Annotated in this window: 13 protein-coding genes and 1 riboswitch; of the genes, 6 read left to right on the top strand and 7 right to left on the bottom strand. The window is 34.9% G+C overall.

Annotated features, from left to right (window positions below):
* The first annotated feature begins 63 nt into the window (after positions 1-63).
* The 5 genes from LEP1GSC059_RS05475 (at position 64) to thiC (ending at position 9,061) form a co-directional block, all read left to right on the top strand.
* Positions 64-627: an imm11 family protein gene (locus LEP1GSC059_RS05475; RefSeq protein ID WP_017215590.1), complete on the top strand. Its 564-nt coding sequence runs from the start codon at positions 64-66 to the stop codon at positions 625-627.
* Complete coding sequence (locus tag LEP1GSC059_RS05470; RefSeq protein WP_020980431.1) at positions 624-2,744, top strand: WG repeat-containing protein; 2,121 nt, start codon at positions 624-626, stop codon at positions 2,742-2,744. Before LEP1GSC059_RS05475 ends, LEP1GSC059_RS05470 begins: the two co-directional genes overlap by 4 nt.
* A gap of 697 nt (positions 2,745-3,441) precedes the next feature.
* Positions 3,442-5,442 carry an ankyrin repeat domain-containing protein gene (locus tag LEP1GSC059_RS05465; protein ID WP_017215588.1) on the top strand — a complete coding sequence of 667 codons (2,001 nt, stop codon included), beginning with the start codon at positions 3,442-3,444 and terminating at the stop codon, positions 5,440-5,442.
* A gap of 522 nt (positions 5,443-5,964) precedes the next feature.
* Positions 5,965-6,816, top strand: a complete 852-nt coding sequence (locus LEP1GSC059_RS05460) for a hypothetical protein (protein WP_017215587.1) — start codon at positions 5,965-5,967, stop codon at positions 6,814-6,816.
* A 540-nt stretch (positions 6,817-7,356) separates the two neighbouring features.
* Positions 7,357-7,455, top strand: a riboswitch (TPP riboswitch).
* Between the two features lie 115 nt (positions 7,456-7,570).
* Positions 7,571-9,061: a phosphomethylpyrimidine synthase ThiC gene (gene thiC, locus LEP1GSC059_RS05455; RefSeq protein ID WP_017215585.1), complete on the top strand. Its 1,491-nt coding sequence runs from the start codon at positions 7,571-7,573 to the stop codon at positions 9,059-9,061.
* A 448-nt stretch (positions 9,062-9,509) separates the two neighbouring features.
* Here the strand turns inward: thiC and LEP1GSC059_RS05450 are convergent, their stop codons facing one another.
* Positions 9,510-10,937 carry an Lcl C-terminal domain-containing protein gene (locus LEP1GSC059_RS05450; RefSeq protein WP_017215584.1) on the bottom strand — a complete coding sequence of 476 codons (1,428 nt, stop codon included), beginning with the start codon at positions 10,935-10,937 and terminating at the stop codon, positions 9,510-9,512.
* Positions 10,938-11,287: 350 nt separating this feature from the next.
* Between LEP1GSC059_RS05450 and ppnP the strand changes: the two genes are divergently transcribed.
* Positions 11,288-11,608 (top strand): pyrimidine/purine nucleoside phosphorylase, encoded by a 321-nt coding sequence (gene ppnP / locus LEP1GSC059_RS05445; RefSeq protein ID WP_002177988.1) that lies wholly within the window; start codon positions 11,288-11,290, stop codon positions 11,606-11,608.
* Between the two features lie 310 nt (positions 11,609-11,918).
* Here the strand turns inward: ppnP and LEP1GSC059_RS05440 are convergent, their stop codons facing one another.
* The 6 genes from LEP1GSC059_RS05440 to LEP1GSC059_RS05415 all read right to left on the bottom strand — a co-directional run bounded on the left by LEP1GSC059_RS05440 (position 11,919) and on the right by LEP1GSC059_RS05415 (position 23,126).
* Positions 11,919-12,776, bottom strand: a complete 858-nt coding sequence (locus tag LEP1GSC059_RS05440) for an SDR family NAD(P)-dependent oxidoreductase (RefSeq protein ID WP_020980436.1) — start codon at positions 12,774-12,776, stop codon at positions 11,919-11,921.
* Between the two features lie 9 nt (positions 12,777-12,785).
* Entirely contained in the window at positions 12,786-13,547 is a 762-nt protein-coding gene (locus LEP1GSC059_RS05435) for an ABC transporter permease (RefSeq protein WP_017215582.1), read from the bottom strand.
* Positions 13,544-14,479 carry an ABC transporter ATP-binding protein gene (locus LEP1GSC059_RS05430; RefSeq protein ID WP_017215581.1) on the bottom strand — a complete coding sequence of 312 codons (936 nt, stop codon included), beginning with the start codon at positions 14,477-14,479 and terminating at the stop codon, positions 13,544-13,546. Before LEP1GSC059_RS05430 ends, LEP1GSC059_RS05435 begins: the two co-directional genes overlap by 4 nt.
* A gap of 274 nt (positions 14,480-14,753) precedes the next feature.
* Positions 14,754-16,592, bottom strand: coding sequence for an exodeoxyribonuclease V subunit alpha (recD, locus tag LEP1GSC059_RS05425; protein ID WP_020980444.1), 1,839 nt, complete (start codon positions 16,590-16,592; stop codon positions 14,754-14,756).
* A complete protein-coding gene (locus LEP1GSC059_RS05420) occupies positions 16,589-19,738 on the bottom strand; it encodes a UvrD-helicase domain-containing protein (protein ID WP_017215579.1) in 3,150 nt (1,049 codons plus the stop codon). Before LEP1GSC059_RS05420 ends, recD begins: the two co-directional genes overlap by 4 nt.
* Positions 19,728-23,126 carry an exodeoxyribonuclease V subunit gamma gene (locus tag LEP1GSC059_RS05415; protein WP_017215578.1) on the bottom strand — a complete coding sequence of 1,133 codons (3,399 nt, stop codon included), beginning with the start codon at positions 23,124-23,126 and terminating at the stop codon, positions 19,728-19,730. The genes LEP1GSC059_RS05420 and LEP1GSC059_RS05415 overlap by 11 nt, the downstream gene beginning before the upstream one ends.
* Between the last annotated feature and the right edge of the window lie 79 nt (positions 23,127-23,205).

The following is a 23,205-nucleotide window of genomic DNA, read 5'->3' as shown; positions in this document are numbered from 1 at the left end:
TGTTCTTGATTTTTTCTTAGACGACACAATTTATCAGATAAATTTTTACATTAGGAATTTCGCATGAATCAATTTACTAGTCATTTCATATTGGATGAAGTCCAAGGCCAGTGGAATATTCCTTTTATCGGAGATATACCGGATGAAATTGATATGATAGACGTAATGCTCGGAAAAAAGATCGAAGTAAAGAATCTGCCGATCCAATTACCGGTAACCATTGACGAAGAAGAGGAAACGATCTATCCGGATATAATGACCGCGGACTTACCTCTTTTTTCGAAAAAACTAAAATCTATTTTTGATAGTTTAGAAATAAATAATATAATCTATTATCCGGTCGAACTAATCGAAGAACGATCTGGAGATAAAACAGCAGAATATTTCCTGGCCGTTGTCACTAACATCATTTCATGTCTCAAAAGTGGAATTGATAAAAGTCCCGCTGGAAGATTAATTTTGAAGAATCCGATTATCGATCCCACTCTTGCAAATGGACATAGACTATTTCGATTAGGCGAAGAACCAAATCTTATGATAGTGGATTCCCAATTAAAACAAAAAATCGAAACGGCAAATCTGCAGAACATCTCACTGCTGCCCTTGGAAGATTACGTAAGTTTATGAAAGATCAAATCTTGTTTCCCGTGCGAAGTTGGTCGAACGACAAGAAAAACAGTAAATTAGGATATATTAATACGCTTGGTCAATGGACGATCGAACCGGAATACGAAAATGCAGAAGAATTTCACGAAGGATTCGCCCAAGTAAAAAAAGACGGTAAAAAATTTATCATAAACGAAAGAAATGAAACGATATTCGAAATTCAGACCGGAACGGATTTAGGACAATTCCACGAAGGTCTTGCCATAGCTTATTATATAGAAGAAAAACGAGGTAGGTATAAATGCGGCTACATGAACTTAGAGGGAGAAGTTGTAATTCCCTTTCAATACGGAGGAGCAGAAAATTTCAAAAACGGACTTGGAAGTGTTCAATCTAGTGAAAATCAAAAATGGGGAGCCGTCGACAAATCGGGACAACTGATTATCCCTTTTAAATTTCTTGCTTCGCTCTATTTCGAAGATCAGGCAGTAGCGATAGCCAACGAAGACTATGATCTATATGGAGTGGTTGATTTAAGCGGCCGTTATATGATCCAGCCTAAGTTCGGATCGATTGGCAGATTTTCAGAAGGTTTAGCTAACGTGAGGGATAAAAAAACTAAAAAACACGGTTTTATCGATTTAACCGGCAATTATAAGATCAATCCTATATTTGAATATTCTAATGGATTTTCCGGAGGTTTTGCTGCAATTCACGACGACAAAAGTAAATGGGGACACATTGATACATCCGGAAAAATAGCGGTCCCGACAAAATTCAGATCTACAGGAGATTTTTCAGAAGGTTTCGCAGACGCACTTACAAATAAATGGGGTTATATAGACCCAACAGGCACTTGGGTAATACAACCAACCTTTACTAGGACCAGCCGATTTTCAAACGGTGTGGCCGTTGTAGAAATCAAAAAGAAATACGGATTGATCAATACCTCAGGAGAATATATTCTTCCTCCGATCTACAATCATATTGATAATTCTTTATCGGGTTTAATCAAAGTTAGTTTTTCTCCGAGCCCTAAAACATCTAGTTACAATCAGTTTTTTACAAGAGACGGAAAGTTAGTTTGGACTGAATTTGAACCGACACAAACTTCAAATTTACAAATTGTAAGTAGTCCTAAAAAAAACGACATCGTCGTTCCGGAAAATCTTATTGCCGATTTAAAAACCAGCACGGAGCAAATTATCTCCGAACTTGGACAGGAAAACGAAGCTGCACTCAACACACTGACAAATATTTCATGGGAAAAAGTTTTTATCGAAGCCGTGCGTCAACTGGACGCACATTGGCAAGATTTAGCGACCCAAATCGAAGAAGAGTTAAGTGGTGTACTATTTTTTTGGGACGATTTAAAAGGGGACGTAGGACTCTCGTTTTGTTTTGCTACCGGCAACAACGATCCGGAAGATATACTCAACGAGTTCGATGGAGGCGAACCCGCAGTAGATTTTGATTTTGTGTTTTCGAAGGTTGTCCCTACAGAAGAGAGCTATGAAGAAATACATTCCCGACTCAGAAACGATTTGCTCGACCTCGTTTTTGAAAAAGCATTGGCATTGACCCTGTCGCGTTCCGAATTTTTAAAAATCAAAAAAACAAATCCTCTTTACATCTACCGATCGTATGCACACGACGATTATCCTCCGGAACTTCTGTTCAAGGTAGGAAAAGAAAAACCTAAAATTCTAAATGAGGAAAAATTCATCTCTCAAAGAGTACTAAAGGACCATCTTTATTTTTCCCAAATTTTCGGACAAAACAAATGGCTCGAAATTTATGAAGATGAATTCAACGAAGTATCTCAGGATGATCTTTCCGAAACTCTGAATCTTTTTTTATTCACATACCTCAAAGAAAGTTCTAAACCAGAATATATAAAAGCCATCGCAGATCGTTTACCTCGTTCACCAGAAACGGTGCATTCAAATCGCTTAGCTTTGACTCTGGCCGGATATTTTTGTTTGATACAAGAACCACAACTGGCATTACAACATTTGCGTCGACTGGAAAAAACGGAACATTTAAAAACTCATTTTTTGTGGGCAAGAGAACATTTTTCCCTCTTGGAAGAGAATCCCGAATTTCAAAAAATTGTACAGGAGTTACTTCATAAATAAAATAGAAATATTAAAAAATCAATTCTACATCTGTTCTATTTTATGGGAACGGTGGTTTGAGTCAGCTTTGTCAATCTGAACCATAGAACTTTCAATAACTATAATATAACATGAGTTCGACGCAAGAAAACCTGGGCGAATCCGGCTTGCCCAGGCAGCCGGACCGGGCTCTCAGCTCTGGTAAATAAATTGCATAAAGGAAACATAATATGATATTTCGACTTAAATTTCAAATTTATTTACCTCGCATCGATCCCTTTCGCGTTAGTATGCAGTAAATTTTTATGAAATAGAATTGTTGAAAAATCGATTCTCCGTCTATTTCTGTTTCATGAAAACGATCGATTCAAGCAGCGTTGTAAATCGCCATTATGAAATTTCTCAATAACTCCAATACAATAAACCATATGTTCATTGTTAGAAAAAAATTTTGCTAATAACAAAAAAATACTTATAAAATCAATTGTAAATTCAATGATCGTCCTTAAACTAACCGGAGTAATGACTTATACATTTAGCACAGAACGGGATTCAATTATACGTTAAGGCGAGTTTTAATGATTGTCGCCAAACGAAGATCTCTTGCAAAAATTTAATTCTTAAATCATTATCTTAGAATTTTATAAAGATTTCAAAATACATATTCAAAAATTAAAATATAATAATATACAAAATTTAAATTACACATAAAAATACAATGAACACAAATCTAAACGAATTACATCTATCTTTATTACAGGCCATCGAAAACGAAGACGAATCAACAATTAAAGAACTACTCAAAAACGGAGTCGATCCAAACGAAATAGTTGATGTAAGAGGACTTGAGGCGCCGATTTGGTTTTCAGCTTTGCCGATCAGTTCTTACAGCTTGGGTAGAAAAGCGATTTTAAGACCGAAGGCTTTGAAAGTATTGTTTGAAAACGGCGCAGATATAAACGCAAAAAATAAACGCGAGCAAAGTGCTTTACACTTTTTAGTCGACGATTGTCAGATCCCGGCCCGTTTTCCGGACGCGGCAAAAACAATTTTAGAATATGGTTTCGACGTAAACACAGGAAAAGAAAAAGGAAAGACCGCGCTTAAAAATGCAGTAACGTCTTCAGCATTCAGACAACCAAATTTAAAAAGAATAGAGTTCCTTCTCAATGCCGGAGCCGATCCAAATGTTGTAGATCTAGAATCCGGAGAAACAGCTCTTCTTCACGTTTGTATTCATCCAAACGAAAATCAGAAAATAATTTTAGAAATTGTATCTTTACTTATCAAAGCGGGAGCAAATATAAACGCTCACGAAACCTGGAAAGGACGTTCTTCTTTAATGTGGGCCGTAAAAAACGGAAATTTGGAATTAGCCAAACTTTTGGCAGAAGCTGGCGCCGACTTAAAAGCCGAAAATCAAAAAGAAAATACAAATGCGTATATCTTAGCTCTGGAAAATAACCATACAGAAATTGTAGAATGGTTAGAGTCCTTAGACGCTAAAGACACAGGTCTTAGGCCAAATAGAGCTTTACAATTTAAGAATATTCAAAAAGAAAAATGGAAAGAATCGATCGAAGCAGGACTCCAAGCAATTAACGTCTTTCCAAATGATTGGCGAGTTCCTTCCCATCTTGCATTTGCTTATAGAAGACTAGGTAATTTTGAAGAATCAGATCGATGGGCCAAGATCTCTCTCGATTTAAAATTCAATTTAGACACTTTCAATATTTTACTAACAAATTGTATCAGCAATTCTAAACCAGAAAAAGCGATTTTAATTTGGAAAAATTATCGAGACCAAATTCAAAAAATCGACACTGACAAAGGAAACATTTATACAAACGTTCTACTTGCGTATTTTCTAATGCAACAATATTCAGAAGCAATCACAGAATTAGGGGATCCCTGGAAAGTCCAAACCGATTTAGGAACTTTTTTTCTCAATCTGGCCTGCGTTTATGTAAAACTAGAAGATACAACATCTGCAATTAGAGCCGTGATGGAAGCGTTAAACCGTGGTTATACGGCCGAAAAGTTAGCCAAAGACAATGATCTAAAACCTTTGATCGACCTAACGGTATTTCAATTTTTATTAAAAAACGGTTCCAGCAAATTCGTAAGCGAAACATTTTTCAAAGAAAAAGATTGTATAGAATTAATACGAAATCGATCCGAAATTATAGAACGAAAGATGTTTGACACGAAAGATATCACACAATCTAATTTTAAGTTAGAGATACCTCATCAAACAGCGTTTAAATTCGCAGAACTAAAGGATCTACACACTCAGTCTGGCTGGAAATCCGATCCTAAAAAACTTTCGCCCATCGAGGAAAGTTTAGCAAAAGAAATCGATTCTATTCTAAACGAATTTAGCAATTCTAAAAATTCAGATTCTAAAGTAGGTGCAATTCTTATGGAATGGGATTACGAAGACGATGGATTTTCATACTATCTTTGTATCGAAACTTACAAAAACGTTGAAAAAGCAAAAATAAAATACAAAACCTACAATGGAACTGATAAAGATACAATCTATGAAAACAATTTAGAACACAGGGATAGAATTTATTCACAGGAATCTTTTGAAAGAATGATAAATCGCCTAACGCAGGGAGAAGGTTTTCGGAAAATAGAAAAATTGCCTTTATTTTTCTTCGTCCACGCCGAACATGATTCTGGGAACGAATTTGCAATTGAACATAAAATTTAATAATTTAGAATTATATATTATTTTTTAAATATTCAAAAAAAATAATTTTTTGCTCTGTATATTTTCTAGGTTTGATTTAAAAAACAAAAAATTAGAGTTTTTGAAAAATGAATCCTCCATATGTTTCTACTTTACGGAAACGGTCAACTGAAGCAGTTAGTCTGAACTATGGAATTTTTCAACAACTCTAATTTAGATCTATTCTTTTTATTCGTTTCTATTAGAAATTGCAAATAAATTAGTTCATCAATATGGCATAAAATATATCAATATACGGAGACAAAGTAATAAACTTTTATCACAACTCTATTTAACCTAAATTCATGGAGAAAATTTTAGCGAATTAAAAATTCGATGAAACAGATCGCGTTTAAACTCAAGCAAAATGTTCTCTACGAATAGTGTTTTAGACACAACATAAGAATCGCTTTCGCATTGATTATGCCAAACTTACGTTATTTAAATAAAAAAATGTTGAACACCTATTGTATAATTTTGAGTAATACACCAGCAATTAAAATCATGAAAGATCATCTAACATTCAGCTTTTATAAATTTCTAAATACTAAAATACCAAACAAATCCTTTCTTTTATTGGCTTTGGCTGTGCTATTGAACTTATGCTGTCAAAAAATAGACATCGATTCCAGAAAGATACTTACTGCAAAAGGAAATAAAAAACTTCCCTTTTACATCGAAATTGAAGGTCGTAACTACACTTTTGATCCGGAACAAAAACTTTTAAAGGTTCGTTATCCTATCTGGTATAAAGATCAGTTTTGTACTTTTCAAGCCTGTGCACAAATGATACGAGTTGCAGAAGCGGAAATCTCATTTCAAGATCGACCCATTCTCACCAAACGCTCTTTATACGAAGTCAGAAAAACAGATACTTGGAAAGAATGGTTTCCAAATGAAGATAATAAATTTTTTCAACCCGATCAGAATCTGTCTAACTTGGAACCAAAGTTAAAAAAACAAATCAAACAAAGAATTGGATTTCCAGAACTTTCAATTAACTTATTGATGGATTACAAAATAGATGCAGAAACTAGGCTAATTCTTTATTCGGCTTTTTTGAAATATACTTCGGTGGATAATAAAGAGTTGTGTTTAGTCCGAAAATCTAATATTTTAGATTGTTTTTCAGTATCTCAATCCAATTTTGATTTTCTTTCTTTGGGAAATAATCGGTTTCTTCTGGCTGAATCTTATAGAGGTACAGATTTTAGATATTTTGAAATTCATAAGGATCGATTTGTTTTAGAAGATAAATCAATTGAAAAATTTTTTTTCTGTGTAAATGAACTTGTCTGTGAAAATAATCAAATTTATATTAATGATAATGAATGGGAAATAGAACATTTTGACTAAAAACCAAATAACTTCACCATTCCAAACTATATAAAAAGTTAATCTATTACGCAAACATCAGTAGTAAAATCTAATAAATATCAATATGAGTAATGTATTCTACTATTTTAAAATCAAATTTCAAAAATAGAGTTGTTTAAAAATTCCATAGTTCGTTCAAAAGAACCGTTTCAATCGACTGTTTCCATGCAGCAAAAGTTGATGGACGACTAATTTTCAACAATTCTAATATAGAAAACTAAACGAATATAAACTTACCGAGTAGATAAAAAGAAAAACTTTTACAAAATAAATTTTAAATTAGATAATAATCGCCAAATAACGATTTTATGGAAAAACTTGATTGGACGATCACCAATTTTGAATTTTATAGAGATTCTTTAAGATCTTTTGGGACAGATTTTAAACAAAAAACTCAAATCTCAACCTTTCTCAAAATGCCATAAATTCAAAAATAGGTAGAACACTTCAAACAATCTAAAGACAAACAATAAAAACTTTTTTCTACTTGTCTTAAAATACTTAAGAGCAAAATCTTTACTTGGACGTTGGGGGTGGGGTTCACTGTATGAACCTCTGAGAGAGTCCCCGGAACCTGATCAGGATAAGACCTGCGTAGGAAAACGGACCTGTAAAATTTATATATTCAAATTTTTGAATTCATTTTAAAGTTTTGTTTATATAGAATTCTTACGAAACCTTAAGGTTTTATTTCCGCTTCGGTTCCAACTCTAAACCAACTCCAGGAGAATCTATGGAACCTATTAAAAAATTACAAATTCCTTATAAACCGATCCGACTTAGTGACGGAACCGAATATCAATCCTATCATACTGAAGGGGCTCTCTCTGGAAAACAACCTTCGGATTATAAAAACGGAATCCCAGCTTTTAGAAAAGAATGGATTCAAAAACGTTTCAATCATTCGAACCATTCCCAGATGTATTTTGCTAAAAAAGGCATCATCACAGAAGAAATGCGTTATGCAGCATTTAGAGAAAATATGGAACCAGAATTTGTCCGTTCGGAAATTGCCTGTGGTAGGGCAATCTTGCCTTCCAATCGAAATCATCCCGAACTCGAACCAATGGTTATTGGTAAAAACTTTCTAGTAAAAATAAACGCAAATATAGGTAACTCCGCACTTGGCTCTTCAATCGAAGAAGAAGTAGAAAAACTACACTGGGCAATCAAATGGGGTGCAGACACAGTTATGGATCTTTCTACGGGAAAAAATATACACGAAACCAGAGAATGGATTTTAAGAAATTCACCCGTTCCGATCGGTACTGTTCCTATATACCAAGCCCTAGAAAAAGTAAAAGGGAAAACAGAAAATTTGAATATTCAAGTTTTCTTAGAAACTTTAGAAGAACAGGCAGAACAAGGTGTAGATTATTTTACGATTCACGCGGGAGTACTTTTAAAATACATTCCATTTACTGCAAATAGAGTGACCGGAATCGTTTCTAGAGGAGGTTCTATACTTGCAAAATGGTGTCAAACACACCACAAAGAAAATTTTTTATACACTCATTTTGACGAAATTCTAAAGGTAATGAAAAAATACGGTGTTTCTATTTCGCTGGGAGACGGACTTAGACCTGGCTCGATCGCAGATGCAAATGACAAGGCCCAATTTTCAGAATTAGAAACTCTGGGTGAATTGACCCAACTTGCCTGGAAAGAAGACGTTCAAGTTATGATAGAAGGCCCCGGACATGTTCCTATGAATCTCATCAAGGAGAACGTAGATCTTCAAATGAAACTTTGTCAAGAAGCACCGTTTTATACGTTAGGACCTATCGTAACGGACATCGCCCCCGGTTATGACCATATCACTTCTGCAATCGGTGCTGCTATGATTGGTTGGTACGGAACGGCTATGCTCTGTTATGTGACCCCGAAAGAACATCTGGGTCTTCCAAATAAAGAAGACGTCAAACAAGGTGTAATCGCATATAAGATCGCCGCTCACGCCGCCGATTTAGCAAAAGGACATCCCGGAGCAATTGACAGGGACAATCTCTTAAGCAAAGCTCGTTTTGAATTTCGCTGGGAAGATCAATTCTCACTTTCCTTGGATCCCGAAACCGCAAAAACATTTCACGACGAAACTCTTCCACAAGATCGGATGAAAACAGCACACTTCTGCTCTATGTGTGGCCCTCATTTTTGTTCAATGAATCTGACTCAAGAATTAAGAAAGTCTGCAGAAGAAAAAGAAATCGCAAAAGAAGTTTAACCGTAAAATTGAAAGATTGTAAGAGTTCCCACATCTTTCAAATCTGGCTGTAGTTACGACCCAAAACTCAACGGATTATAAACTCGCCGAGCAGATAAAAAAGAAAAAACTTTTATAAAATAACGTGAGTTCGACGTAAGAAAATTGGGGCGAATCGCTCGCAAATTTCATAGTTAAAATGGCTCACGACCGCGCTTTTCGCTCCAATTCCTTCGGAATTTCCGCTACAATCGCTTTCGCATTTGTTATGCCGAACTCACGTTAAAATAAATTTTAAAAAGTTCTAATAGAGTCGTTTAAAAATTAATTTTCATCTGTTTCCATTGTAGTAGAATGGAAACAGTTTTGTCAATCTACATTCAATAACCATAATATAAAATTAGGAACCACGGACAAAAAAATATAATAAATTACTAATAAATAAAATGATTATCTGTAGAAACCTCGCTCAAGGGCCGTCACTGACACAACGTAAATAACTTTGGGTGCTCAACGCGGCAGTGTTGATTGTAGCATTTGTAAAATTAACTTTAAACACCTGTGTATGTGGAATGGAATTGCTAGCGTTATACTGTGATACGGCAGGAGTATTAGGAAAAGCAATCGGATCAATTTTCGCACCTGCCGAAGAAGAAGAAAAATCTAATAAACTTCTCAGTTCGTGAACGTTAGGAAGTCTCCAAGTACGATCCGCTAAATTCAAATTTTGGCATGTATATAAAGCAGAAACAAAGTTATGAATAGTTGGACTTCCTAAATTACAATCGGGAAAATTAGGCGACCAGGTCTGTCCAACGGAACATTTCTGCCAAACTAAATTGGTTCTATCGTCCCGAACAGCTCCATTATTCAAATCAGAATAGATTTGATCGGGCATTCTACTACCAGAAACACAACGAACCTTCATATTGGAAGAAATGGACTTACTGGTAGAAGTGTTAAACCCAATATCAAAACTAAATCCCCAGGCTTCGTTCGTATTGACTGCGTTAGTTGTATTTGACCAAAGTTGTACGTCCCCTAAAGGAAACTCGCTTAGATTGATATAAGCGTTAGTGGGAGTTTTATAAGTGCTGAGAGTCATCAGCTCTTCGATTTCTGGAAGCCTCCAACCTTGAATACCTGCGTATCCTAATCCTGCATTCATCTGATTCAAATTGTTACAATAGGACGAAGCAGACAACTGAGTATAATTATAAGGCATGGAACAAATAGTATTACTTCCACCAACGGGACAATATCCCCAAATCAAACCAGTTTGCCGATCAAAAGTCACAGGCTGTGGAGTATAACCGGGCATAATTACATTGGATTGAAAAGTAGATGGGGTTCCCGTAGAGTAATCCGCGTCCTGACCAGGATCGTCAAAACAAAACGAATAACAACTAGTCTGCCCCGCATCCGTTAGACGAAATATAGGAAGAGCCTGAACCGCATAATCCCGAAAACTTTCGTCGCTTGCAATTACCCTATAAGTCAGTGGAGAAGAAAAATCATTTATAGTCTGTCCACTGGATTGAGGAACACCATTTACTTCTACTCTTACTCCTGTAGTTACAAAAGTAGCTTTCAAACGAGGTATCGCCCCAAACGGAACCAAAATTATAATTCTATTTTCAGAAACTTCTCCTACAAAGTCAGTGACAAAAAAATGATCTGTGGCTTGAAAACGAAAAGAAGTAATTTCCTTTGGTTCCTCGGAAGTAATTGGAGAATCGTCCTGATTTTGATTCTCCATTAAGAAGACCTCCATACTACCTTGAAAAAGAAGCCCGGCTGTTGAAGAAGAGTCTATACTAACCCGATCGGCTTGAGAACAAAATACAAAGAACGATGTTACCGCGAACATCAAAGATAAGCCGAGACGTGAATTCATAAAAAGATCATTTCCCTTGATAAGAAAACTATAATTGGTATTCCAAAATAAGTCCTATCAAGTTATAAGCTAATCAATGAAAGAATCCGAATCTATAAGAGTCAGAAAGGTATTTTTTACAAAAAACACGAATTCAAATCCAAAATTTTAAAATTTCCATCCAGTTCATTTCCAAATTCGCTTTTGATAAAAATCCTCGAAAAAACTCAAAGGGTTCTCAAAGTTCTGTTTCCACAGTAAAATTGTATCTTTCCTAATTTACTTTGTAAGTCTTGCGAAAAGAAACTTCCCCAAAAAAGTTTTTAGATTCTTTTTAAAATTTAAATTTATTTTCAATTGATGGAGTAAATATGTCACAGTTTGAAAACGTAACGATCATAAAAAAAGCGAACGTGTATTACGATGGTAATGTAACAAGCAGAAGCATCTTGTTTCAAGACGGTACCAAAAAGACTCTTGGAATTTTAATGCCGGGTCAATACGACTTTGGAACAGACGAAAAAGAGATTATGGAAATTTTAGACGGAGAACTTTTAGTGAAACTGCCAGGACAAGAAGTTTGGTCAGAAATCAAAGGTGGTCAAAGTTTTGAAGTTCCTGCAAAATCCAGATTTCAAATGGATGTAAAAAAAATTAGTGACTATTGTTGTTCCTACATTCAAAATTCCTAATTCTCAAAATAGAAACATTTCAAGTAATTAGGAAAAAATTCTATAAATGAGAAACCGTATTCTAAAACACTCAGATCTTCTAACAAGTCATTTGGTGTGAATATTCTGTCTCTTTGTATTCACAAAACAATTTTATCCATTTGTTTCAATGAATAGAGTTGTTGAAAAATTTCATAGCTCAGCTTAACAAAATTGCTTTAATCGACCGTTTCTATGAAACAGAAATGAAGGGCGAATTAATTTTTCAACAACTCTAATAAAACTTTTTTGAAAAAACCGACCTTTTAAATATACTTCAATTGTATAGAGATTAGTAATTGTTTTTTTGTTCTAATCTTTTTTGTGCGGCTCTAAGTTCGTCGTCTGCAATCCTCAACGCCCATTCCGGAAAATGTCTCGTTAAAAAATACTGAAGCCAAGAATCCCAAGTGGCGTAACCTAAAAATTTCTTTTTAGGAAACCAATTCATAAATGAGTTCACTACTTTTTCTACGGAGTGAACCGAATTGATCACTGAACCCATCTCCATTTCTTTTACGAGATCTGGTTTATCCCGATTTTCTTTTTCTAAACCGGGAGTATCCGTAGTTGGAGGAAGAAAAACTTTCACTCTCACTCCGTGAAACATCATTTCTTGTCGTAAGGATTGTGCAAAACCAACAATCGCAAACTTACTTGCAGAATAAGCTCCGTAACCATAAATAGAAAACGTAGCAAGCATAGAAGAAACAAGAACAATATCTCCAAAACCTTGTTTTAGAAAATGACCGTGAAAGGCACGAACCAAGTTCACATGTCCGAAAAAATTCACATCCATCAATGTTTTAAAATCCGATTCGCTTAAATCCTCAACCTTACCTACTTTCGCATAACCGCTGTTACATATAAGAAGGTCTAGACCTCTTAAAATTTTGAGAACCTTGTTTGCAGCCTTTTTAATTTGCAAAACATCGGAAACATCCGCGACCACAAAACCAAAGATTGCGTTTTTAAAACCGATCGTTCTCAATTCGGCAACGGTCGTTTCCAAAACTTTTTTATTTCTAGCAGAAACAACTACATTTGCACCTCGTTTTGCAAACTCCAGTGCAAGTCCTTTTCCAATTCCAGTAGAACCACCTGCAATAAAAACTCTCTTGCCTTCAAATCGTAAATGATCTGATTTCATATTCAAAATTTATTTTTTAATTTTGTAGCCGGTTTTAAAAATCATCCAAACCAAACCCAAACAAATCGAAAGAAATACAAAAACCATCGTAAGACTTACTCCCACACTTACGTCAGAGATCTCGTAAAAACTCCAACGAAATCCGCTCACTAAATAAAGAACCGGATTTAAAAAAGTTACCTTTTGCCAAAAAGGAGGAAGCATATTTGCAGAATAAAAACTTCCACCTAAAAATACCAAAGGAGTAATGATGAGTAAAGGAATCACTTGCAACTTTTCGAAACTATCCGCCCAGATCCCTATAATAAATCCGAACAAACTAAAAGAAATAGAAGTTAAAAGAAGAAAAAGAACCATCACAATCGGATGTGCAATTTTAATCGGAACAAATAAAGAAGCTGTAGCAAGCATAATCGTTCCCAAGATCACAGATTTTGTAGCCGCGGCGCCCACAAAACCGATCACTATCTCCATCATAGAAACTGGTGCTGCTAAAATTTCATAAATCGTTCCAGTAAACTTAGGAAAATAAATTCCAAAAGAAGAATTAGCAATACTCTCCGTCAACAAAGACAACATAATTAAACCGGGAACTATAAACGAACCGTAACCGACTCCATCCACTTCTTGAATTCTAGAGCCGATCGCAGAACCAAAAACCACGAAGTACAAGGAAGTAGAAATAACGGGAGAAGCAATACTTTGAAAAAGTGTTCTCCAAGTTCTAGACATTTCAAAAATATAAATGGATTTGATCGCGTATAAATTCATTTTGATACCAACTGAACAAATATTTCTTCCAAAGAGCTTTGAGTAGTATTCAAATCTTTGAAATCAATTTTAGCTTTTTTTAAATCCTGAAGAAGAGAAGAAATTCCAGTCTGAGTCCCATGAGAATCGTATGTATAAAGAAGTTGTCTACCGTTTCCAACAATCTCCAGTCCTTTCGATTTCAAAGTTGTCGGAATTTTTTTTAAGGTTCGATTTAGATCGATTGTGAGTTGTTTCTTTCCCAACTTCTGCATTAGTTCTTTTTTATCTTCTACTAAAATCAACTCTCCCTTGTTGATCACTCCAATACGATCCGCAATTTCCTCAGCCTCTTCTATATAATGTGTAGTGAGAATGATAGTGACTCCGTTTTCCCGTAGATTACGAACTATATTCCACATATCTTTTCTAAGTTCTACATCCACTCCCGCAGTTGGCTCGTCCAAAAATAAAATCCTAGGTTCGTGAGAAAGTGCTTTTGCAATCAAAACCCTACGTTTCATTCCTCCAGAAAGTGTAAGTATCATCTGATCTTTTTTGTTCCAAAGAGAAAGTGATTTTAAAAGTTTTTCAATATAATCAGGGTTAGGTGATTTTCCATACAAACCTCTCGTAAAACTCACCGTAGCCCATACAGATTCAAACGCGTGGACACTGAGTTCCTGAGGAACAAGACCAATTTGAGATCTAGTAAATCTAAAATCTTGTAAAATGTCTTTTCCGGAAACATGAACAAAACCTTCGCTTGGATTTACGATTCCACAAATGATCGAAATCAGAGTCGTTTTACCAGCTCCATTTGGACCCAATAAAGCGATGATCTCCCCTTCTTGAATTTCCAAAGAAACGTTTTTTAGCGCCTGAAATCCGTTTGCATAATATTTGGAAAGACCATTTACGGATACAATGGGCGATTTCATTTTCGGTTTCATATTCTTCCTTACGTATTAAACGCCTTAGAATCGATTCGATAGAAAGCCAAAAATATACAAAACATTTTCTTCGTACAGCATGATTTTGATTTTTTGAATCGATTTTTACGCTTTACTTGAGGTTTAAAATTGATTTACAACATCTTGTTAAGTTTAAGTGTAATTCACAAAATAAGACAATAAACAAATTTATGTGCGAAGTGTTTAATCTTTCAGAGGGCTATTTTTTTAAGAAATAGAAATTAATTATATTCTAATTTACTTACATTTTATTCTAAATCCTAAATCCAGTATTTCTATTTTGAGAATTGGCAATTCCAATTTCCCAGGTTTGCGGATTTCCAGCCAAGATCACTTGTTTTTTAGCTCTTGTAATTGCGGTATAAAGGATCTGGCGATTGAGTAGACTACGAGATTTTTCTTCTTTTATAGAATCCGGAAGATACATTATAATTGTATCATATTCAGATCCTTGACTTTTATGTACACTCATCACAAACGCCGGTTCATGTTCTGGAAGAGTGTCTAACGCAAATTGAAAAAGTTTTCCTTCAATTGGGAACACTGCTCTAAGTTCTTTGGTAGATTCCGTTTTTAATACGATTCCAATATCCCCGTTAAAAAGTTTTCTGTTTTTATCGTTTCGAGTGATTAAAATGGGAAGACCCACAAAATAAATTCCCTTAGAAAGTCGTTTGGCAAAAAAGTTTCCGCCTTTTCCTATAAAAAAATTTTGAGCGGCCAAATTCATGATCTTGGTTTGAATCGCATCCACTCCCCAATAGCCACTTTTAAAAATTGTAAGACAACGAAATCGTTTCAGTTCATCTTGAAATTTTTGAATAAAATCTGGTTTATCAAAACAAAAAGAATCCTGAATTTTCCAAGATGCAATTCTATTGATTTGAGGATAAAAAATTTCTTTCCAAAGTTTTTCGACTAATCCGTCCCTAGAAAAATAATCCAAATTAGTACTTTCAATATTTTGCAACCATACCACCTCACTTTTGTACTGAGTATTCTCTTTGATTTGAATCGTCTTTGGAAAACTTTCGTCTATCTTAGTTCCCAGATTTAAGTTTTCAGGAGAATATCTTAAAATTTCTTCGGCGAGTGTGACTATCTTTGAAATTTTTCCGTTTGTGTTTGGTTGTTGACGATTACTTTCTTCTAATTTAGAAACAAAACGAGATCGTTTAGATTCTAACACGGATAAAAAATCACTTAACACCGCTCCTTTTTCCACAGAAGGAAGCTGATGTGGATCTCCGATCAATATAAACCGAAACGGAATTGTTTCTTCTAGAATCGTCTCATTTTTAGGAATCGAATTCCAAAGAGAAAGCATCAGATTCAAATCTACCATAGAAACTTCGTCCACGATAATCAATCGATGTGGAAGGTATCTTTCCCGATTATAATAAAATCCACCTAACGACTGTTTGTAGTTTAAAAGCCCGTGAATCGTCTGTCCTCTTAGAAATTCATTTTCGAAAGACGTGGATATTTTTTTTAAATTTTCTTGAACCGATTCTGTTAGTCTTTGCGCCGCTCTTCCGGTAGGTGCAACAAGCGCAATCTTTTCCGGAGATGGAAGTTGTTTCAATTCATTCAAAATTTGTAATAAAAACGCTACTACGGTTGTTTTTCCAGTTCCAGGTCCTCCGCTTACAATTTGAAAAGAAGAATTTAAACAAGAAAAGATCGCTTTTTTTTGGCTTTTTTTTAGTGAAAAACTTTTCGATTCTAAATCCTTTAGGATATTTTCGACTTGATCCGCATCTACGTTAACCGAAATATAATTTTCGATTCTTTCTTTTAAAAGACGTTCCAATTCGACCTTAGAATGATACGTTTTTTCGAAATACACCCATTCCGTATTTTCGAACCGATCCACGACCAGACCGGGAAGTTTTATTTTTAAAATCTTTTTCCATTCTTGTTTTACGGGAACACATAAACTTCCTTCCTGAGTAGCGTTCCAAATAGAATTCAATATTTCTAATATATGGTTTGAGTCTTCTTCGGATACTTTTATGTAATTTTTCTTTTCTAGTTCCGACGATTTTACCAGTTCTAAAATATCCGCTCTTAGCTTTTCGATAAAAGTCAATTGGATTCCCCCCATTGAAACGTTGTCGATTCTATAACGGTTTTGCGGATAGATTCTATTCTTTCTAAATCCCAAAAAAAGTCTGAATAAATTCCAGAACTCTCTCCGTATTTCATCCCTCTTAGAAAAAAATAATATACTCCTCCGATTTTTTGTAAGGCCTCTTTCGGACCAAATATATTTTTTAAATATTCATAAAGTACTAATGCATAAATATCTCGTTGAAGGTCGTATCTACTTTCCGAATTTTCCACATTTCTTTTTAAAGAAATAGCAGAATAATCTTCAAGCAGATTGGACTTATAATCTGCCAGATAAAATTTATTATCTATTTGAAATACCAAATCGATGGAGCCTCTTAAAAAATTTCCAGGGCAAGTTTTTTTAGGATCCAAATCCAAATGAAAATCCATTTCAGAAATTCTATTTTGTTTGGAAAGATCCGTTAGGCAAAACGAAGTTTTTTCCTGAATCGGAATTTTTGCGTTTAATAAATTCCATAAAATTTCTATAGTCCTTTTTTGGATCGTTCCCTTTTCTAAAATAGGAAGTCCCTCTTCTCTTTTTAAAATTCGAAAATAATCCAAATGAAAATCCATTCTGGAAATAATTTTTTCGTTTTTTAAAAGCTCTTTAGGCGTCGTAGTTTTAAAAACAGAAAAATCTAATTCTTCCAAAAGAGAATGTAAAAAAGAACCGATAGAAGCGGAAGAAGGAAGTACGTCTTTGATTTCCGTTTCGGAATTCTCAGCATCATCCGACTGGATATATTTTTTTTCTCCTAATACGGGAAAAGATACTTCTTCCGAAAAATTCATTTTACTCTTCAAAGACGAATAACTATTGAGGAGAATCGTTTTAGAAGTTTCTGATTCTTTGTAAAGTAAGGGCGTAAAACATATTTCTGGATCTAAGTTTTGATCCATTCGGTTAGGATCGGTAGAATCAAAAGGTGTTCGTGTCCAAGAAATTACATGAAATAGATCTGTATTGATTTTATTTTCTAATATACCTTGAAGCCTAGGATAAAGAATTTTATAATATGCCGAATCTCTTGTTTTCCAATTGCTCGATGGAGTATAAAACGGAAGATAAAGCCTTACCTTGGATCTAGTAATTCCCACATATAGAAGTCTTTTGTTTTCATTCAAAGATTGATTAGAATATATTTCTTTACTAATTTTCTTTTCCTCTTCGTCGTCCCAAAGACTCAATTTCCAAGATCGCCTTCCATCTTTATCTATAATAGGATAGTCGTATACTTCTGGAATAAAATCTCCGGAAAGGTTGAACAAAAAAACAACAGGCCATTCTAAACCTTTAGAAGAATGTAAAGTGAGTATTTGAACTGCATCTTTTTCGGTTTCTTTTTCGAACAAAGGAAGTTCCTCTTCGTTTTTAGAACTGTTTTGAAGTAGTTTCAATTCTTCTAATACTTCTTCCAGATCGGCTTGATTTGTAATTTGAAACTGAAGCAATCTTCTAAAAATCTGTCTATAATTGGTTCTTTTTCTTTCCCAGTCTATATCCGTTTCATTTTCCGTCAAAAAAATCCTGCTGTCTTCTTCGATAGAACGGAATAATTCAGAGAACTTACGATTTATAGAAAGAGTTTTCCAACGATCTAATATACTTTTTTCGTACGAATCAATCGAGTGTTCATCAAAATAAGAAAGGTGTGCCGGATGAATTTGAAACAAATCTCCTAATAAAAGTTTTCGATAAGAAGAAGGTTTATTTGGATCTAAAAGACATTCGAATATATTAGAAATCTGATATGATTCTACAGATTGATAAATTCCTTCTTGTTTGTAAAAAGAACAAGGAATTCCTCTGAGTTTTAAAAATTGTTCCGCAAGTTTTCCTTCCGACTTACTTTTTACTAAAACGGCGATCTCGCGAAGTTTTAGTTTTTTTTCCACATACCGCGAGTCACCTTCAGCAACTTGATAAGTAAACGGATTTTCTTTGTGAATGAGTTTTAAAATTTCTTCTGAGATAAATTGTGCCCAAGCATTTTTTGCGTCTTGAGTGTTCCAAAAATCTTTTCCGGCAAATTGTACAATCTGAATCGGACCTTCTTTGTGTTTGGTGCTTAATAAAATCTTAATATCTTTTTCTGGGGCAAATACAGGTTCATATTCGATCGGAACCGATTGTTCTAAGATCGGAAAAAAACTCTGCTTCCCAGATTTACCACCAAATATTTCGTTATAGGCTCGGATCAACTCGGGGACCGATCTATAATTGACGTTCAACGAAATTTCTTCCGCTTTCTGTTTTTTTAATTCTTCTTTTGCTTGAAGATAAATCCCTATGTCCGCTCCTCTAAATCCATAGATAGATTGTTTCGGATCCCCAATTAGATACAACGCCCTCTCGTCGTCAGATTCTAAAAAAAGTCGTTTGAAAATTTCATACTGAACTCCGTCCGTATCTTGAAACTCGTCCAAGATCCCTACTTTGTATCTACTTTGAAGCGCTTTTTTAAGACGAGGGTTTTCCAAAGAATCCCTGGTTTTTAAAATCATTTGGTCGTAACTCATCCATTCCGAAGTTTTAAACTCCTTTAAAACCGTTTCCGCAAGGATCAATGCCGTTTTTTGAAGAAAAGTCTTTGAACTCATAGGAGTTGTTTCTTTGGAATAAACGTAATTTTTACCGCTTAAAAGTTTAGATGCAGAAATTAGAATATTTTCTTTTTTGAATTTATATTTCGAAGTCGAAATAAAATCTTCCAACTCTTCCGAATTTACCCAAGAATTCCATTCATCGTGTTGGAGTTTATATAACGCGGCGCTTAAACGCTCCAAAACGTCCGTTAAGATCCAGTTGGTGGTAGTTTCCGTTTCCACCGGATATTCTTTTAAAATCATATTACAAAATCCGTGTATTGTGGAAATCGTTACCTGATCCAGTTCCCTGGCTTCTTTAGTAAGTCCGGAATCGATCAATTTTTTTCTAAGTCTTTCTTTGAGTTCCCCTGCTGCTTTTTCCGTATAAGTCAAAATTAAAATCTGAGTCAAAGGAATTTTATGTTCTAAAATTAGATCTCCTACGACTTCCATAATCGTATAAGTTTTTCCGGTTCCGGCGGAGGCTTCTATAAAACTAGATTTGAATTTATAAGCACGACTAACGTTCATAAATCCTTTTCCAATCCAAAAGAGGTTTGTAAAAATGTTTAGCCCATCGAATTTTAGATTGTAAAATCAATTCTGGCGTTTTGGGATACAGTTTTACCAACGGGGATAAGTCTTCCTTAATACCACTCAATTCCTCTTTAAGAAAACGGACCCAAACGTTTTCGTCTTCAAATTTTGACAAGTCTTCGGGCGTCTTATTTTTACCGGAACCCGCCTGTATATTTTTAACGTAATAACTTAGAAATGCTTTACGTGGAAAAAAGATAGGCTCTTCTTTCAAATATTCCGTTAGTATTTTAGAAAGATATTCCATTCCCAAAGAAGAGCCCTCTATGGTATATTCAAATTCTAGAATATTCTTTTTTTTAGATTCTTCCGAAGGTCTAGGTTTAAAAGAATAAATTTTAAAATTTTCGTTAGAAGAAGCAAATGCAACCCCGGTTAAAAAGGGGAAACTCATCACTTTCCAATAATCCTTATAACCGAAGTAGTCCTCGCTCGGTTTTTCTTCTAAACTTTTAGAAAACAACCAATATAAACTCCCATCCTTTTCGATGACATGTTCCCATTCTCCTTGAATAAAAAAATCCCCAAATTCTAAAGGAACTTTTAACGCAGGAAGTTTTTTACAAATCGTATCCGGTAATCCAGTATCTCCTAAACTCAAATACGGATAATACTTTCCACCTTGAAAAAGAATTTTCCATTCCGAAAGATATTCACTAGTTTTTACTAAATATCGAACTAAATCGGTTTCTTGTATCTTTCCAAATACGGACGCTGGAAATTTTGCCGACAACTTTTCCTTTTCTAAAATCGGAGAAATCGCTTGAACGATTTTTTCTTGATCCCAAATCCAAGGTTTTTCTAAAACCAGATCCGGAATCATAAGTGCATGCATTTTTTTTAATATATAGGTTTCCTCGATCGCGTCCAGATAGAAAGGTTCTTTTTCGTTTTCCTCAGCGTTCTCTTCTTCTAAATACATCGCCAGTTTTCTTTTGAGATACGTGTCCAAAGGATCGCTTAAAAACTGAGAAAGTTCTTTTACGTCTATTTGAGAACGAGAAAGAACGGAATGAGTTTTTGTCAGTTCGTTCAGATCCTGAAATCGACCTAGAACAGGATGATCCTTTCGATTTCCGTTGACCCAAACTCTTGCAAAATCATAACTCACCAAACCTTGTTTTAACCCTTGGGGAGTATGTTCGTATTTTATACTATACGAATGCAATGGAATACTAATAGCTTCCTTAACTTCCAAAAATTCCATGATTTCAAGAAAATGGGAACAGGGTTCAAACGTTTTATCCTCTTGCAGATTTTTACCTACGTAACTAAAAGTAATTGATTCTTTTGCGGAATGAATCGTTTCCCATAAAAGGAATTCTTGGATTTCTGTTTTAGAAATATCCCATTCTTCACGAAAGTGTTTTCTTAAATTCAATTGTGAAATATCGTCAGAACCCGGAAACTTTCCTTCTCCCAATCCTAAAACGTAAATATGTTTAAAAGGAATAGGACGCATCGGTTGTAAAAGAGAAATTGTAACTCCTCCCGTAAGATACGCTCCTTTACGATAAGGTATCTGATCAAAAATTTGTTCCGTGAGAAATTTCAAGAGAGAAATTCCTTGCTCTTGATTTTGTAGTTGGATTCCCTCCCATTCGGAAAGCGATTGAAACCAACTGTGAAAAAGTTTTGCTTCATGTTCGTATTCCTCCGAAAACTCAAAAAGTTCTTCGATAGAAGTTCGCATTACACTGAAATATTCGGAAGTCCATCGGACCGTTTCGTTTACAGCAAAAGAAAGAATATCTTTTTTTACTTTAAGAATCGTTTCCCAAAAAACTGTTAGATACAAAGGATATTCTTCGGATTCAAAAGGAATCTGAGAAATTTTATATTTTATCCAAGCGGTTTCTTGAGAAAGAATCGAAGACAATCGAATCCTTTTAAGTCCATTCGAAATTTGGAATGTATCTTCTTCCCTTCCAGATTCTTCGTATCTGACTCCAGACGTTTCGATCAACCTTTCCAGCTCCTGCACATTTTCAGGATGAATTCGAATCCTTTTCTGCAAAAGAGGATTTCTAATAAGTTTTAAAAGATCGTTTTTACGAATGGAACTTCCAGAACAAATTTCCCAAAGGTTCATTAAACCTCTATATAAAAGAGAAGCCTCGTTCGCGTTGATATCCGTCAAAGAATATGGAATTTTTTTTCGAACCGGATCTGCGTCCACCCGAGTTTGTAGAAGTATCCCTCCGTCTAACACCCATTCTACGGTTGGACGATAAACCTTCATATCCGTGACCAAAACCGCAAAATCTAGATACGTCAGTGTACTGTCTTGGTTCATTTTATAGAGAATGTCGTTTGCAACCGATTCCATTTCTCGATAAGAAGAAGGAGCGTTCCAAAAACGGACCGAAACATCTTCTGAAAATTCTTTTACATTATGCGTTCTTGTATTTCCTTTGAGGAGATTTCTAAGTTTGGAAAGTTTTTCAGGATAAAAACGAGAATCTTCTAGATTTTTAGAAACAATTCCTGGAATGGAAGCAATTCGAGAAGAAATATGAATCTGCGGATTGGACCATCTTTGTGGTCCTGGAAATTCAGCCTTAGTAGAGGCACCTGTATGAAATTGATAGAGATAGATCGGAAGTTTGTCCTTTTTAGAAATGGATTCTAAAATTCCTAAATATGTGTCCGCAAGATTAGAAAGACAAAAAAGATGCAAGGAATCTTGGGGAATACGTTTTGGGTTTTTAAAAATCTCTTTGAGAAAAAATTGAATGAGCGTGTTCGGTTGGTTCGAATTCAAAAAAAGTTTTTGATATAACTTCTTTTGAAAAAGATAATATTCGTCTTCTTTTGGAAACGGTGTTGGTCTACGGGAAATAGAAGGAACATCTAAACCTTTTTCATTTGCCCAACTCTGAATCCAAGAAGATCGGTTTAATTCGTAATCTTTATAAAGCGAAGTCAGTTTTGCACTTAAAGAAAACGCTCGCGGAATACTTTCTAAAAAAGAACCCAAAAATTTAGTTTCTTGCAAATTTGAATTTTCAATTAGAAAGGTTAAAATTTTTCTTTGAATTATATCTTGACTGGGGAATGTTCTTTGAAACGGATCGTAATCTAAACCTGCTCTGAGATGAAAATATTCTTCGAGCGCCTTTTCAAGAAAAAGAAATCTAAGATTGGCGCAAAGTCCGGAGATACGAGCAAGGTTCAGATTTAACCAAGACTTCATATTTACACTCGGCACTACGATCATAGTAGAACGAAGTGGGAAATTTTTTCTTTCCTTAAGTATATTTTGAGAAAGTTCCGAGGTTATATCTTCAAGAGATAAACTTGTAATATGAGTTATCGACAAACAATTTTCTCCGATTGAAATACGAACATCCCAAGAATTCAGCCTTGTGGCAAGTAATTACATTTTATCTTGCACTCTA

The sequence above is a fragment of the Leptospira noguchii serovar Panama str. CZ214 genome (assembly GCF_000306255.2).
Taxonomy (GTDB): domain Bacteria; phylum Spirochaetota; class Leptospiria; order Leptospirales; family Leptospiraceae; genus Leptospira; species Leptospira noguchii.
This window is presented reverse-complemented; position numbering and strand designations above follow the sequence as displayed.

Excerpts from the sequence above, each read along its gene's own strand:
- LEP1GSC059_RS05475 (WP_017215590.1), top strand. The coding sequence starts at position 64 with ATGAATCAATTTACTAGTCATTTCATATTGGATGAAGTCCAAGGCCAG.
- LEP1GSC059_RS05470 (WP_020980431.1), top strand. The coding sequence starts at position 624 with ATGAAAGATCAAATCTTGTTTCCCGTGCGAAGTTGGTCGAACGACAAG.
- LEP1GSC059_RS05465 (WP_017215588.1), top strand. The coding sequence starts at position 3,442 with ATGAACACAAATCTAAACGAATTACATCTATCTTTATTACAGGCCATC.
- LEP1GSC059_RS05460 (WP_017215587.1), top strand. The coding sequence starts at position 5,965 with ATGAAAGATCATCTAACATTCAGCTTTTATAAATTTCTAAATACTAAA.
- thiC (WP_017215585.1), top strand. The coding sequence starts at position 7,571 with ATGGAACCTATTAAAAAATTACAAATTCCTTATAAACCGATCCGACTT.
- LEP1GSC059_RS05450 (WP_017215584.1), bottom strand. The coding sequence starts at position 10,937 with ATGAATTCACGTCTCGGCTTATCTTTGATGTTCGCGGTAACATCGTTC.
- ppnP (WP_002177988.1), top strand. The coding sequence starts at position 11,288 with ATGTCACAGTTTGAAAACGTAACGATCATAAAAAAAGCGAACGTGTAT.
- LEP1GSC059_RS05440 (WP_020980436.1), bottom strand. The coding sequence starts at position 12,776 with ATGAAATCAGATCATTTACGATTTGAAGGCAAGAGAGTTTTTATTGCA.
- LEP1GSC059_RS05435 (WP_017215582.1), bottom strand. The coding sequence starts at position 13,547 with ATGAATTTATACGCGATCAAATCCATTTATATTTTTGAAATGTCTAGA.
- LEP1GSC059_RS05430 (WP_017215581.1), bottom strand. The coding sequence starts at position 14,479 with ATGAAACCGAAAATGAAATCGCCCATTGTATCCGTAAATGGTCTTTCC.
- LEP1GSC059_RS05420 (WP_017215579.1), bottom strand. The coding sequence starts at position 19,738 with ATGAACGTTAGTCGTGCTTATAAATTCAAATCTAGTTTTATAGAAGCC.